Here is a 14,137-nt window from a genome sequence, read left to right as displayed (position 1 = left end):
ATGTGAAGAAATATGAAGAAAATCAACAAATCCTGACATTTGCTTATATTGTATTGCATACAAACAAATAGTGGTAGTTGATTATTTTTGCTTATATGGTTGAGAGACTTATTTGCTACTAGTCTCTGATAAGCACTCGCCATTTTAGGCACTGTTTTGCATAAGTCAGGAGTTTTTACCAAACAAGGTACGTAAAGCGCAGTCTTGTGCCGCTGGCATTTGTCCATAGGAAAATATGCCGGGAATATCCGCCTTAAGCAAGGGTATAAACTGCTGCCAAACATAAGGGCTACCGTACAATACAAACGCTTGTAAGTCATCCGTCGTTAATAATTTCTTAAATAAATCTTCTGCTGCCTTGGTCACTTCTGCACTTGAGCGAAAAGGATTCCCTCGGATAAACACTTGTAGCAAAGTAGGATGGCTTTCCTCTAAGTTGCGAATCGCTTGAGTATGGCAATCAATGATTTGAGTTTCATATCCCATTTCGGCGGGTAGTGCCATTGCTGGTGCCAATTTGTTCAAAAAATCACAGAGAAATAAGTCATCAACGACAATCAGGTTACGTAGAGTTTGTGCAGACTTATTATTAAGTTTGATTGTGTTTATAAGATTATCTAATGATAACGCAGAGCCATGAATGATTTGACTATGTTGCAAAATCTCAACAGTGGTGTTGAGAGCGTCATTTTGTGCTGTGGACTCGATAAAGGCTGTGAGACCCACTGGCTGATGGAATTTGGTTTTTGCTTGCCAAATACGCTCAACAGACTCTCGAATACGCGATCGCGAAATCCGACCACTTTCAACAGCCGTACATACAGCGTTAATCGCCTCTTGGGGATCAACAGGCATCAGCAAAATATCCGCACCCGCTTCCACTGCCATTACAGGAGCAACCGAAGCCCCATAGCGGTTGGCAATAGCACCCATCACCAAGGCATCTGTAGTGATCAAGCCTGAAAATCCTAGTTTTTGGCGCAACTGCTCTGTTAAGAGCTTATGTGACAAGGTTGCTGGTAGTTCTGCATCCCAACAAGGGATCAGCAGATGAGCAGTCATGACTGTATCCACACCCGAGGCAAGTGCAGCAGCAAAAGGTGGCAATTCCACTTCTGTCAGTCTGTCTGTAGAGTGTGGGATGAGCGGCAAATCCAAATGAGAATCAACAGCTGTGTCCCCGTGTCCAGGAAAATGCTTTGCCGTTGTTAGCACAGGATGAGTTTTTGCACCACGAATAAAGGCACAAGCCAAATGACTCACCTCATCAGGCGTTTCGCCAAAAGCGCGAACATTAATAACAGGGTTATCAGGATTATTGTTCACATCCACCACGGGAGCTAGTACCCAGTTAATTCCAATGGCTAAGGCTTCTTGTGCAGTAATCGCTCCCATTTTTTCGGCATAATCCAAAGCCAACTTTTGGTCTTTGCGGAAAATAGCACTCAATGCCATTGGTGGCGGAAACCAAGTTGCCCCTGCAAAACGCTGTCCGACGCCTTCTTCGATATCAGCGGCAATCAGTAAAGGAATCTTTGCCCAATTTTGCAATTGTTGTGTTCTGATAGCTAATTCCCCAGCACTAGCCCCCAGTAAAATCACTCCACCAACACCCAAATCTTGCACCCAATGCTGGAGTGTTGCTGCTGGTGGTTCCCAAACAGGATATTGAATTTGGTGGTCAAATAAAAAACCAGAGGCACGAACAACCACCATTTGGGCTACTTGTTCGGCTAGGGAGAGTTTATCTATATCGGGCAGCATAAGCAATTCAAAATTCCAAGTTTAAAAAAGGAAAACCCCGCACAACAAGCATTACGTACAGCATAAGCGTGTTTCATGTCATGAATTCTGTAGTGAGTTTAGTCCTCAAGTTTGAGAGCGCTCAAGGGCAGCATAAGCGTGTTTCATTTCATTAAATGTTATGGGTACGCGTAGGTTATCGTGAGGACTTTAGTCCTGAATTTTGAGAGCGCTCAAGCGCTCACTACGAAATCATCAAAATCAATGGATACACTACTTAGCATTTTGGAGTAGACACCAAAGGACGAGTAAATATAAAGAGTATATTTTAACAGCCCTATCCCTAAGCCATGTATTAGGCATATTTAAACAGACGCAACATGGTCGCGTCTGTAAAATGCTTGGCTGGCGTACGTTAATTAATTGTTGTTTACGTTACTTAATCTTTTGCAGACAATTCTTCATCTTGATTGAAGCTATGCTCAGTTTCTTGTACCGGCTTTTCTGGCTGACGTTTTTGCTCGAGTTGACTTAACAGCGTTAGCACCTTGCTACCGCGTTCTATAGAACGGTCTTCAATAAATACCACCTCTGGCGTACGACGCAAACGCACCCGCGCACCGAGTTCACTGCGGACGTAAGGAGTCGCCGACTTTAAACCTGCCATTGTTTCTGCCTTGGCTTCCTCTGTGCCATAGATGCTGACGTAGATTTTTGCATGTTGCAAATCTCCAGACACATCAACGTCAGTAACACTTACCATTCCTGTCCCTACACGGTCATCCTTTATACCATTAAGTAACAGTTGGCTAACTTCCCGTTTAATTAATTCAGCAACGCGGGAAACGCGGCGATCTGTAGCCATAAAAATTTGCCTCCTCACAGAGGGTTCACTACACACTACATAAATACGACTTTGTCACAGGAGTCTACCTCCCACTACAGTCATAGTCTAAATTGTACTCAAGCCAAGCATTGCACGCAGGGTGAGAGTTATGAAGACCAGAGCACCTGCAAAGAAGCCCAAGACAGCGATTGAGGTGACTGGGCGTTTGAAAAGCGGTGCCAAAGGCGCAAAAGCATTTAACAACACGCCTAAGAGGGTTGTAATGAAGTAGCGGAAGTAGCGAAGAACGTTCTCCCAAAATCCGTCAAACATCTAGATTTAGACTACCTTGTTATAGATTATACGTTGATTATGATGGCTTTGTTTATTTTAATTGTAATCTATACATGAAAATTTTCTAACTTAATCTAAAATATAATATATCTAACACAATTCTAAGAATGACTAATTAAGTTTTAGTTAAATTTAAGCAAAATTTCTAAACACAATATTCCACGTCCCTTTTTAAAATGGACTGGAGGTAAAAATAGATTAATTCACCAGTATGTTCCCTATTGATTCAAGTACTAAAATACTTGATCATGAACATTTTGTACGTAATATTGCTATTTTTTATATTTATAAAATCATCAAGTCAAGCTATCTTGAGTGATATTAATACATAATTAATTAATACTTATTTATGTGTTAGGAATAAAGCGAATGAATTAATTAGCTTTCTTATATTAAGGATCGTCAACCGCCAACACAATCAAAAAAAAGTGTATTACTACCATGTACGAGCTAACTCTGAAGTTAGCGTTGATAAATAACTTTTTTGGCATTAAGTTTGATTATATATTTTCATCCTTTATTCCTCTGATAGCATATTTACAATCCATCCTATCCATCCACGGACTGTGCTTGACCGCCTTTTAATAGTTGTAATATTTATATTTAAACTACAGGACTGCATAATTTGACGGATTACACTAATATCTGGAATGAAACCATATAAAAGAGTAAATTCAAAAGTTTTATAAAAAACCTGATGTTGCAAAATTTTTTCAATTAAAGATAGGATTTTTATTTTGTATGTATCTTTTTTTTAGTAAATGCCTTCCTTCATTGCTTAAACGAAATGTTGTTTCTCTAGTATTGCGGTCTACATACTTATCCATTAAGCCAAGATATCTAGCTGCATCGGTATAATAACTAGTTTGTCTTTCATCGAATTGATAATTTGCTGTAATTTCCTCCTTTGTTAATTCTTTATCTAGTAAAAGTGTAAGTAAATCTATGATTCTTTCAAATTTATTTGCTTGTGGAAATGGAGTATTTGGCTCAGCAACTATAGTAATAGATTTAAAAATTTCAGAGACATCTTCATGTGTTATTATTTCAGGAGCTATCACATAGTTTCTTTGTTCTACCAATCTTATTGAATTGTAATTTAAAATATCATCTATTTTATAGATAAAAAAGCTAAATATATTGCTAGAGTTAGAATAAGTCATTAAAATTGGAATTACTTTCTTGTTTGGAATTTTACTAGACCAAAGCCTATATGGATAATATAGCTGTCTAACTAAAAAATCATCTACATCGTATAATTTAGCTTCTAATAATAGAAAGTACTGCTCGCTTTCAAAACCTGCATCTATTTCACATTGAGCATTATTAACTTCAATATTATATTGGGTATCATCTACTATGTTATTTATATAAAATTGAAATGTACCTGTAGACATTCGTCCATAAACTGTATGATATAACTCCTCAGCGTTAATCAAATCATTTATGATACCTATATTAAAAGCACAACTTAACGCTGCACTTTCTGAATATAAATTTGTATAGTCTATACTTTCTATTCCTTTGGGAAAATCTACAGGAATTACTTCTAAAGTTTCATCATATGTAACATTTAAATAAGAATCAAACGTGCCAATTATATATTTATTTCTAGATATAGATAATATAGAAAGTTTATGGTCTTTAAAAATATCAGGTAAATTAGCATGATGGTCAAACTTTGCCATTAATCTACTTTCTCTGAATTCATTAATACTTGCAGAGTCTATTTCAAAAAAACCTTGTTTAGATATATTTTCTATAATATGATATTTTTGAAATAACTTTTCCCAGGCAATATCATTTTTAGAACGTTGTCTTCTATTCGATAAGTCAGTCATAGTTTTTTACTAAAATTTCGTCTACTTTACCTCTTTTATTAGCATTTGAATTGATAGCTCTAATTGCTGATATTTTTGTCTGTTTATAATCTTTATATAAGTCGATAATGAAGTCTGTATAAGCATTGCTCAATAGAACTTTACAACCTCTCCTGTCTAAATTATCAAATGTCTCTTTTAGCCTGATTTGTTCATCTTTATTAAATCCATTTACATCATAGCCAGTAAAAGAAGCAGTATCTGAAACTGGATCATAAGGGGGATCAAGATATACAAAGTCCCCTCTTTGAGCATCTTTAAGAGCGTCTTGAAAATCTAAATTTAATATTGTAATTTGGTTATCATTCAAATATTTATTTACAGCTTTTAAAACAGCTATATCTAAAATATTTGGATTTTTGTATTTACCAAAAGGCACATTAAACTGTCCTTGAGAATTAACTCTAAATAAGCCATTGTAACAAGTCTTATTCAGAAAAATAATTCTTGATGCTCGTTGTACTAGTGTTTTATATTGAAAACTTTCTTCCCTATCCCAATCTCTAATAGTATAATAGTACTCCTCATTATTTTTATGATGTTTTAAATTATCAATTAGTTCGTCCACTGAATTTTTAATAACTTTATAACAATTTATTAATTCAACATTACTATCATTAATTACAGCCTTCTTAGGTTGCAAAGTAAATAAAAGCGCTCCTCCGCCAAGAAAAGGTTCATAGTAGGTTTGGTAATTATAATTTTTAGGAAGATAATTTTCTAAAATTAATGGAACAAGCTGTCTTTTCCCTCCTGCCCATTTCAGAAACGGTTTTACTAGCTTATTTACTGAGACCATTTTTTGACCTAAAAAATCATTAAATTACTCTATTTATAGTACTATAGTACTATAAATAGAGTAACCTGACTCATAAATATTACAGCTATTCCATATATCCTTCGACCATAGTACTTTAATAATAGTTTCATGCCACTGAATCTAACTATCATAAATATTGGGCGTATCAAGATAATTGGAACTGATAAAGCTTTCTGTTAATGCACCATCTTATATAACGGTGCGCCGTTGCAAAGCGCCATAACCCATCCTACTTAAGATTTACTTTATAAATCAACTTTAAGCAACACCGCACGAATAAGTTACCTTTTTTAATGGCTGAAAGTCTTGTAAATCAAGGCTTACATTTCTTAAAACAGGTAAGTTATTTCTGTGCGGCTCCTAAGATTCATTTACTTTTTGCTGCAACATTCGATAACTCTTTAACCCTGCTACTGCCCATTTGTTGCCATCATCCTCCAAGCAAAGGGAAGAAAAGGAAAATTTTTTTAGCAAGGAGAGAGGTAGATTTCTTAGTTATAATACTAATTCTCTGTAAAAAAAGCACTTAATACTTACTCTTTTATTCTTAACGTGCTAGCCTATGGCACGCCGCTGCGCGTCTAAGGCGTTTTGGTCGTAGCCTCAGGCACACTGTTACGCGTCTACGTTTAAAAAATATCAAGTGCATCTTCATGGAGAATTAGTATAAGAAGTAAGAAATAATTTATGTTTAACATTTAAACAAACAGGATAAAGTCTGGAAACTAGATAACGTTGCTTTATTTGTTGATACAAGTTACCAAGACTTTAGCCTATCTGAATTTCAGTGTTACCGTTGCGGATTGCCCATGCCATTTCTAACATTTGAGTCCAGCGCTTTTGGAGTTGTTTAGGAGTGCATTTGATTGTTTTGGCTATTGCTTGGTCACTGTATTTTGCAGTTTTGAGTTGCAAGATTTGCTGCTGCTGTTCAGAAAGTTGACTCAAAAATCTTTCCCACTGTTGGGAGGATAAACCCAACTTATGTTCTAAACCTGCCCCCAACCATTGATGTACTAACTGCCAGTGATGTTGCTTGGCGAACTTTTCTACATGATATTTAAAACGCTGTTGCAGATAATCGCGCTGGCGGCTAGTCAAACCCAAAATTTGGTCGATTTCTGGTGCTGAGAAATCTTGGAGTTTTAATGATAGATAGTCTACGCAGTCAGATTGACCTTGAGCTTCTAGATATTTTACTAGTTCTGAGATGACGCGATCGCGCTCGGACTGTTCAGCAGGGTCAAAGTTAGGTTGTGCAATCATTTGAGAGCGAACCTGTTGAACTGCTGAGTTGCGCTGATAAGATTCTGCTTCTTCGCTCTTGGCGGACTCAACAGCGCTTTCGATATCTACAGTTGTTTCCTGAGGCAAACGACGGGCAAAACCTTGGGCACGCAATATAACTAACTGCTGGTTATTACCGCCAGGTAAATTGATGCGGCGCTTAGCATACTGCTCTGTAAACCCCATGTATTCTGCGAGTTCCAATTGAGTACGCGGGGTATAATCCTCAGGTAGTTCGTTTTCCCGCCGGAAAGCCTTGATAGCTTCCAGATAAAATGCCTGTAAAAAATCTTCAATCAGGTTGTAACGAGCCTCAAACCCTAACTCGGAGTTTGATGTCGTAATGTGCCGGTAAACCATTGCGCCCAGTTGACTATGTAATTCTACGCGACCTTTTTTTGAACCCAATTGATAGTAACGCAGGCATTTTTGTAAACGATGCCTTGCCAAAGTGACCAGCCAAGACTTGATTTCTCCTGAGGTTTGGATACGGGAGCTTTTGTTGCAGATCCGTTCCACTTCTTTAGCTATGCGCTTTGCTACAGCTTGCACGCACCTAGGTGCTGTTTTTACCTGAAGTTGCATTTCCTTACACAGCAGTTGCACTAGAGCATCAGCATCTACCTGAACTGGCTGTTCAGTCGAAACGTCGCGGTTTAAAGAGGGTGTAGACGTGGCGAGATTGGCGAGGTTTGCTTTCATGACTTTTCTACAAGTGGTATTGCACCGTAACGACAATGCACAAGACAGCACTGCCAAGGCATACGCCAGTGGGCGAATCTCTTGCATGATTTTCATCCATCAAGAGTCGCCCTCAGCACTGCTCACACATATGACTGTAAAAGATCCGAAAAAGTTACAGTCTTGGCAGTGTGTCGGTTTTTTCACAAGCCACTAAAAAGTAACTTGCACACGGAGAACCGCCATGACGCAAAAGTACTCCAAATGCTTACTGGTTCTAAGTTTATCGCAATTTAAGTCATACCTCCTGCCAATGTAGTAGGTATGACAATCTGAAAACTGGAGCCAGTGGCTTTCTTTTTGCGAAATTGACAGATGAGCGTGTGTAGTTTAATATTTATACCCATGCCGCTGCTTTTTCCCAGCCTAAACCCTGCCGCACAATAATTGGTCTTTCTCCTGTTAAGTCCAAAATGGTAGAAACTTCATACTTTGGTTCCTCACCAGTGTCCACAATCACATCTACCAATTTGTCCAAACGGTCAAATAGCTCTACTCGCGATAAGTAAGGTTGTGGTTGCATCCCATTGGATTCATTATCTATTTCATCATCCGGTGGTAAACGTGCCGAAGTTGAAATAATCGGATTTGCCAGCGCTGACAATAAAGCTTTACACACGGTATGATTTGGTACTCTAATTCCAGTCGTTTTCCGCTTGGGATTTTGCACCAGTCGTGGCACCAACTTGGTAGCAGGTAGCAAAAACGTATACGGTCCTGGAATGAGGCTTTTCATCATCCGATAAGCTGTATCGCTTACATAAGCATAAGTCGTTACATTAGAAAGCGAGGGACATAAAAATGTTAGTGGTTTATCATTTGCCAACTGTTTAATTTGCCGCACTCGCTCTACTGCTGATTTAGCATTTAAATCACAACCAATAGCATAAACTGTATCCGTAGGGTAAAGCATCACTGCGCCACGTTGCAGTGCTGCTTGTATTTCCTCTATACGCCGGACTTGGGGATTATCAGGATGGACTTGGAAAATTTTTGCCATAAAAGTGGGAGAGGAGGTTAGTGGTTAGTGGTACTTTTTGACAACAAACGAATGTACAGATGCTTTCATTCAGCACGTTTCTACAATTAACAACTAACAACTAACTACTGACTAAATTATGACTAAATTTGCTTATCTTCAATGTCCGACAGGTATTTCTGGTGATATGTGTCTAGGAGCCGTGGTTAGTCTGGGTGTTCCCTTAGAATATTTAACAGAAAAACTGAACTCCTTAAGGATTGAGCATGAGTATCAATTAAGAGCAGAACTTGTTCATCGTAATGGTCAACAGGCTACTAAAGTTTATGTGGACTTAGTAAACGATCATCATCACGACGATCACGAACACAGTCACCATCACGGACGCCACTTGCCAGAAATCGAGCAGATGATTCTTAAAGCTGGGTTACCATCACGAGCCGAAGCTTGGAGTTTGGCAGTATTTCGGCAACTAGCAGTCGCAGAAGGGGCAGTACACGGTGTAGCACCAGAAAAAGTTCATTTTCATGAAGTCGGTGCTGTTGATGCAATTGTAGATATTGTTGGCACTTGTTTGGGTTTAGATTGGTTGGGTATCGAGAGTAATGATAAAGGATTACCTTTACTGTACTGCTCACCGTTACCTACTGGTGGCGGAACAGTGCGGGCGGCGCACGGACAGATGGCAGTACCAGTACCAGCAGTCTTGAAGTTATGGGAAATGCGCGGATGTCCAGTATATAGTAACGGCATTGAACGCGAAATGGTGACACCAACCGGAGCGGCGATCGCCACAACCCTTGCCGTAGAATTTAGTTCTCCACCCCCTATGACCGTTAAACAAGTAGGATTGGGAGCCGGTTCAATTCATCTACCCATTGCCAATATTCTGCGCTTGTGGCTTGGTGAAGCAACAAATGTAACAGATAAATTAACTGTCGGTTTCACAAATAAATCCGTAACAAAATCTGTTGCCAGGGATACTAGCCCGACTTTAGAAACTATCTCAGTTTTAGAGACTCAAATTGATGACCTCAGTCCGCAGGTAATAGGTTATGTGTTTGAAGCATTATTTGCCGCTGGTGCTTTGGATGTTTTTACCCAGTCTGTAGGTATGAAAAAATCCCGTACGGGAATTTTGTTGACAGTCATTTGTTATCCAGAAAATCTATATAACTGTGAAGCGGTTTTATTTCGTGAAACCACCACTTTGGGAATTCGTCATTCAACTCAGGAACGCACTATTCTCCAACGGGAAATTCAACAAGTAGAAACTGAATATGGTGTTGTCCGCCTTAAGGTTGCTTGGACGGGACAAGCAAACGATAAAGTAATAGCTAACGTGCAACCAGAATACGAAGACTGTGCAGAACTGGCGCGAAAACAGAATGTTGCTTGGCGAGAAATTCAGCGGCTAGCACTACAGAATTGGTACACGCAAAAAATAAAATCTCACTCCTAACCTCTCCCCGCTTGTGTAGAACCAAAAGGGGACTCATGCTCTATCGCATTAGTTTTGAAGGCTTCCTAGTGAGCGCTGTCTTCGCTCAAACAGTCGTGGACGCGCATTCCTTACTACGAACTTATACAACCATCATAATTAATGCAATCAACTACTAGACTAATAGCTAAAAATAGCAAAAAAGCCCGCGTAGACGGGCTTAGTTCGTGTCGCCCCAGACTCCGAAGTCTGGCAGCATATAAAGGTGGATTGATTATGAACTAATCCACAGCATCTTTGATTGCACTACCAACCTTTTCCAAAAAGTTCCCAGAATTTTCAGCTGCCTGTTTACCTTTTTCCCCAACATTGGTATTGGCATCTCTCAAAGTTGTGTTGGCTGCTTCGCCTGCTTTACTAGCAGTGCGCTGAGCATTGAACTTTGCATCGTCCGCTGCACCCTGAGCATTTCTCGCCGCACCCTTAGCAGCATCGCTGGTGTTGTCTTTGATATTTTCAATGCCTTTGCTGGTTCCACGTGCAAAATCAGTAGCACTGCTCTTAGCTTTATCTGCTGTCTCTTGAGCATTTTGCTGCAGATTCTTGCCTATTTGTTCAACGTTGTCCCCTTTCTTATCCAGGATACGGCGCGTGGTTTCTCCGATGTTGGCTGTTTCGTCTATGACGTTTTGTTCAGCATTTTGCTTAAGAGCCTCAGCTTTGGCTTTTACCTCGCCTCCCTGTCTTCTGGGGTCTACATCACTGAAATTGTTCATTCCACCTTCGTTAGGAGAAAGGATGTTAGTTCCTTTTGGAACATACACTTCGGAATTAGGGCGTGCATGTTGCTCCTCTCCTATAGTTTGACGAGGTACAGTTTGACCAGGTGCAGTTTGGCTAGGCGTTGTTGCAGCTACAGAATTGCAAGCTTGTGTAAAAAACAGGATCATTCCTGCCATAAAAGCTGTTAAAACTTTGAGCGGGCGGATGTTTTTTAACAAAGCAATGGCTTTTTTCACAGTGCGACTCCTTTTATTTGTATGACAAAGTCAAACGTTAACCAAGAACTAACTTGGTATTTTTGTCCTTGGATTTACTTCAAACCTGAATCCAAAAAATGGTTTTTATTTACCCACTGCTGGATTCTTTTGTAATTCCGGTCTAGCAGCTGCTTCATCTGCCTTGTCTTTCAAAAACCCTGAAGCATCCTGAAATGCTTTCCCAACAGTATCAAGTCTGTCTTGAATTCGCTCGCCAACATCTCCCTCACGCTGAATCAAACCACCTGGTTCAGGCTTCTCTATGTTTTTCTCAGTTTTGATAGGCAATTCTGATTCTACGTATGCTCTGCCTTCTGGTGTTTCAGCGCCAGGGTAAAGTTTCCCTTCTTTATTAACAGCAGTGGCAATAAGTTTTTGTGGGTCTAGCTGTAAGCTAGTTTGGTCGAGTCCAGACTTGGACATTTTCTCGTTTGTATACTTGTCCCCACCACCTTTATAGGGATTATTTGCACCGCCAGCTTGCACAGCAGGATTATTTGGATTTGCACCTTGAGTATTAGCTGCGTTACCACAAGCCGTGCTTACTATCAACAATAGCCCAGCCAAAAATACAGTCAGAAATTGACGTAGACGCAGTTTTTTTATAAAAGAAGTTAAACTCTTCACCGATTCCTCCTAATCAACAACAAACAAGAAAAATATTTTCAACAAGCAAAATTTTCGCTTAACAGGTTTGTATGGTTCTGTTTAGCAGTTAAGGCACCATCATACTTTTGCTTGCTTCAATTTTCTAATATTTGACCAACAATTTCTTAGACTACAAAGCCAAGAGCAAACAATGCCTCTAGCAAAGGTCACATTTTTCTTAGCAATTTTTGACTGTTACTATCTAACTTTAGAGAGATATAAGTTACTATAATTAACTTTTAATTTACTTATGTCGATTCTGCTTGCTTTAAATAGTATATGAATATTTAGTTATTAATTTATGCTAGCGAGATTTACTTGTTAAAGAATAATAATCTTACCATTTTAATACTTTTGACTATATTTATTTAAGCTAATTTTTAGAAAACAAAATCAATGCTAAATGATACACCTATACTACCTTGTATCTTTACAAAATTTAACATTTTGAAAGTAAAACTTATCAATTAATATAACTTTTTCATTTATGTAAAAATTGAAATCATACTTGGTGATGCTGCTCAGTCAAAATAGCTACATATATTGAACTCATGCCTGAGCAATTTTCCTGAATATATTGGGATATACGGCTGATATCCTCTATATTTGATGTATTTACTTATTCAGCAAATTTATAAGTGAAATCACTAAAAAGATGAAGAAAATTTTACGGTGGGTAATTTTAGGTGGGACATTGTTTTTTTTGGCAAAAGCCCTTAAGGATAACTGGCAAGAAGTCATGACCATCCATATTGATGCAGTAGGATGGGCAATTCTTTTGATCGCCACAGGTATCACTTTACTGGCACATACTTGGGCAGGTTGGGTATGGAGCTGGGTTCTCAAAGAATTAAATCAACCTGTTAACTCTTTAGAGTTTATTCAAGTTTACTTAAAAACAAATATTGCTAAGTATATACCAGGTAATATCTGGCATTACTACGGAAGAATTGTGGCTGCAAAAAATGCAAATGTTTCTACTGGCGCAGCGACTCTCAGTGTATTGCTAGAACCTCTACTGATGGCAGCTGCTGCTTTAATTATTGTCCTAGTCGGCAGTCAATTTATGGCTGGGAAAACCACCATCATCCTGCTCATAGTACAACTACTGGGTTTGCTGGCAGTGCTATGTGTTCTCCATCCCAGGTTTTTGAATAGAGCAACTCGCCTACTGGGGCGCATAAAGGCAAAAAAGTCTACGGACGATACCCCACAAGCAGTTCCCTTGAGTCTTGAACAATATCCTCTGCGCCCTTTACTAGGAGAATTAGGTTTTTTGGGACTGCGCTCTACAGGATTTATGTTAACTTTGTTTGCGTTGAGTCCTTTGAACTTGAGCCAAATTCCTTTATTGCTTGGTGCTTTTAGTTTCGCGTGGTTGCTGGGGTTAGTGGTTCCAGGCGCACCTGGTGGCTTGGGTGTGTTTGAAGCCACTGCGATCGCACTCTTACAGCAACACTTTCCTACTGCAGTGCTGATCAGCGCAACTGGTCTGTATCGTCTGGTGAGCATTCTCGCTGAAACTGCTGGTGCTGGCTTAGCTTGGCTCGACGAACACCGTCTTCAGTCATGAGTTCAGGCGACTCAGCACAATTTTTCTCCTGAATTCCTTTTTGAATTCTGAATTTTGAATTTTGAATTTTTTTAGTGGGGGTGGAGGGACTTGAACCCTCACGACCTTTTACGGTCAACGGATTTTCATTCTCCCGCAGCTTTCACTACTGCCTTACAGGTTAATTCACCTAACCAGGCTTTGAGAATTGGACCCTCCCTTTACCCTCGACTTTACGTTAGGGTAGCTCCCGTCGGGCCTCTGCACCTTCCTTAAAAAGAGTCAAGAGTGATGAAGAGTGAAGAAAGAATAAAACTTTCTATCTTTTATCTTCTGTCTTCTATCTTTCTTTTTTCGGCTTGGCTCAGGATTGCCATGTCTGTTACCAGATTTAGGTTTCCCTGAGTTTGAGAGCAGTCACTTGCTGGATTTCTCCATCAAGGCTCAGTTATCTAAGTCCGTAGCGTCTACCATTCCGCCACACCCCCTAACTTATTTAGGAGTCACTTGTTTTGTGGAGGTAGCAAATATCCTCCTCATCTATTCCAGCATTAAATGCGTTTTTTGTCCAATTTTGCACTTTTTGCTGGAAAATTTGAGATTCTTGAGATGAAACTGCGCTTTTAGGTGTCACGGACACTTTCTTGAATTCGGGGAACGCCCCTAGCCAAGTGTTCTGCCTGACTTGCGTCTTACATTTTTTGTCGCACCTTTACAGATGCTTACTCAAGCACTCATATATTGTGCATCATAGCACTGGTTGTTTATTATAGCATCACATTTAGAAAAAAGAGCAAAAAAAACAAGCCAGATCAAGCAATTTTTT

The 14,137-nt window shown here is 39.3% G+C and carries 12 protein-coding genes; 3 read left to right on the top strand and 9 right to left on the bottom strand.

What is annotated here, in order from left to right; genetic code table 11:
• Positions 1–165 precede the first annotated feature (165 nt).
• The 6 genes from ACM0OZ_RS32470 to ACM0OZ_RS32445 form a co-directional block, all read right to left on the bottom strand.
• The gene (locus ACM0OZ_RS32470; RefSeq protein ID WP_414586953.1) at positions 166–1,764 is read right to left on the bottom strand and encodes a glycoside hydrolase family 3 protein; all 1,599 of its coding nucleotides are present in this window, start codon (positions 1,762–1,764) and stop codon (positions 166–168) included.
• Positions 1,765–2,182: 418 nt separating this feature from the next.
• Positions 2,183–2,608 (bottom strand): 30S ribosome-binding factor RbfA, encoded by a 426-nt coding sequence (gene rbfA, locus ACM0OZ_RS32465; RefSeq protein ID WP_414586952.1) that lies wholly within the window; start codon positions 2,606–2,608, stop codon positions 2,183–2,185.
• Positions 2,609–2,695: 87 nt separating this feature from the next.
• On the bottom strand, positions 2,696–2,902 hold the full coding sequence (locus ACM0OZ_RS32460) for a DUF751 family protein (protein WP_414586951.1): 207 nt from the start codon (positions 2,900–2,902) through the stop codon (positions 2,696–2,698).
• 734 nt (positions 2,903–3,636) lie between these two features.
• Entirely contained in the window at positions 3,637–4,764 is a 1,128-nt protein-coding gene (locus tag ACM0OZ_RS32455) for a type II restriction enzyme (RefSeq protein WP_414586950.1), read from the bottom strand.
• Positions 4,757–5,602, bottom strand: coding sequence for a DNA adenine methylase (locus ACM0OZ_RS32450; RefSeq protein ID WP_414586949.1), 846 nt, complete (start codon positions 5,600–5,602; stop codon positions 4,757–4,759). The genes ACM0OZ_RS32455 and ACM0OZ_RS32450 overlap by 8 nt, the downstream gene beginning before the upstream one ends.
• 789 nt (positions 5,603–6,391) lie before the next feature.
• Positions 6,392–7,612 (bottom strand): HetZ-related protein, encoded by a 1,221-nt coding sequence (locus tag ACM0OZ_RS32445; RefSeq protein WP_414586948.1) that lies wholly within the window; start codon positions 7,610–7,612, stop codon positions 6,392–6,394.
• Here ACM0OZ_RS32445 and ACM0OZ_RS32440 point away from each other — a divergent pair.
• Positions 7,611–7,808 carry a hypothetical protein gene (locus ACM0OZ_RS32440; protein WP_414586947.1) on the top strand — a complete coding sequence of 66 codons (198 nt, stop codon included), beginning with the start codon at positions 7,611–7,613 and terminating at the stop codon, positions 7,806–7,808. The two genes, ACM0OZ_RS32445 and ACM0OZ_RS32440, sit on opposite strands and share 2 nt — an antisense overlap.
• A gap of 180 nt (positions 7,809–7,988) precedes the next feature.
• Here the strand turns inward: ACM0OZ_RS32440 and ACM0OZ_RS32435 are convergent, their stop codons facing one another.
• Positions 7,989–8,651, bottom strand: coding sequence for an L-threonylcarbamoyladenylate synthase (locus ACM0OZ_RS32435; protein ID WP_414586946.1), 663 nt, complete (start codon positions 8,649–8,651; stop codon positions 7,989–7,991).
• Between the two features lie 118 nt (positions 8,652–8,769).
• Between ACM0OZ_RS32435 and larC the strand changes: the two genes are divergently transcribed.
• Complete coding sequence (gene larC / locus ACM0OZ_RS32430) at positions 8,770–10,092, top strand: nickel pincer cofactor biosynthesis protein LarC (RefSeq protein WP_414586945.1); 1,323 nt, start codon at positions 8,770–8,772, stop codon at positions 10,090–10,092.
• A 260-nt stretch (positions 10,093–10,352) separates the two neighbouring features.
• Here the strand turns inward: larC and ACM0OZ_RS32425 are convergent, their stop codons facing one another.
• Together ACM0OZ_RS32425 and ACM0OZ_RS32420 are read right to left on the bottom strand one after the other, a co-directional pair.
• Entirely contained in the window at positions 10,353–11,090 is a 738-nt protein-coding gene (locus ACM0OZ_RS32425; protein WP_414586944.1) for a hypothetical protein, read from the bottom strand.
• 105 nt (positions 11,091–11,195) lie between these two features.
• The gene (locus ACM0OZ_RS32420) at positions 11,196–11,738 is read right to left on the bottom strand and encodes a DUF6658 family protein (RefSeq protein ID WP_414586943.1); all 543 of its coding nucleotides are present in this window, start codon (positions 11,736–11,738) and stop codon (positions 11,196–11,198) included.
• Between the two features lie 676 nt (positions 11,739–12,414).
• On the opposite strand from ACM0OZ_RS32420, the gene ACM0OZ_RS32415 reads away from it, so the two are divergent.
• Complete coding sequence (locus ACM0OZ_RS32415) at positions 12,415–13,332, top strand: lysylphosphatidylglycerol synthase domain-containing protein (protein WP_414586942.1); 918 nt, start codon at positions 12,415–12,417, stop codon at positions 13,330–13,332.
• The last annotated feature ends 805 nt before the right edge of the window (positions 13,333–14,137 follow it).

It is taken from the genome of Scytonema sp. PCC 10023, from assembly GCF_963920835.1.
Taxonomy (GTDB): Bacteria; Cyanobacteriota; Cyanobacteriia; order Cyanobacteriales; family Nostocaceae; genus Kalymmatonema.
Note: the sequence above shows the minus strand (reverse complement) of the source record. Positions and strands in the feature narration are given on the sequence as shown.

What these genes read in the sequence shown, in the direction of transcription:
- ACM0OZ_RS32470 (WP_414586953.1), bottom strand. Translation starts at nt 1,764, where the DNA reads ATGCTGCCCGATATAGATAAACTCTCCCTAGCCGAACAAGTAGCCCAA.
- rbfA (WP_414586952.1), bottom strand. Translation starts at nt 2,608, where the DNA reads ATGGCTACAGATCGCCGCGTTTCCCGCGTTGCTGAATTAATTAAACGG.
- ACM0OZ_RS32460 (WP_414586951.1), bottom strand. Translation starts at nt 2,902, where the DNA reads ATGTTTGACGGATTTTGGGAGAACGTTCTTCGCTACTTCCGCTACTTC.
- ACM0OZ_RS32455 (WP_414586950.1), bottom strand. Translation starts at nt 4,764, where the DNA reads ATGACTGACTTATCGAATAGAAGACAACGTTCTAAAAATGATATTGCC.
- ACM0OZ_RS32450 (WP_414586949.1), bottom strand. Translation starts at nt 5,602, where the DNA reads ATGGTCTCAGTAAATAAGCTAGTAAAACCGTTTCTGAAATGGGCAGGA.
- ACM0OZ_RS32440 (WP_414586947.1), top strand. Translation starts at nt 7,611, where the DNA reads ATGACTTTTCTACAAGTGGTATTGCACCGTAACGACAATGCACAAGAC.
- ACM0OZ_RS32445 (WP_414586948.1), bottom strand. Translation starts at nt 7,612, where the DNA reads ATGAAAGCAAACCTCGCCAATCTCGCCACGTCTACACCCTCTTTAAAC.
- ACM0OZ_RS32435 (WP_414586946.1), bottom strand. Translation starts at nt 8,651, where the DNA reads ATGGCAAAAATTTTCCAAGTCCATCCTGATAATCCCCAAGTCCGGCGT.
- larC (WP_414586945.1), top strand. Translation starts at nt 8,770, where the DNA reads ATGACTAAATTTGCTTATCTTCAATGTCCGACAGGTATTTCTGGTGAT.
- ACM0OZ_RS32415 (WP_414586942.1), top strand. Translation starts at nt 12,415, where the DNA reads ATGAAGAAAATTTTACGGTGGGTAATTTTAGGTGGGACATTGTTTTTT.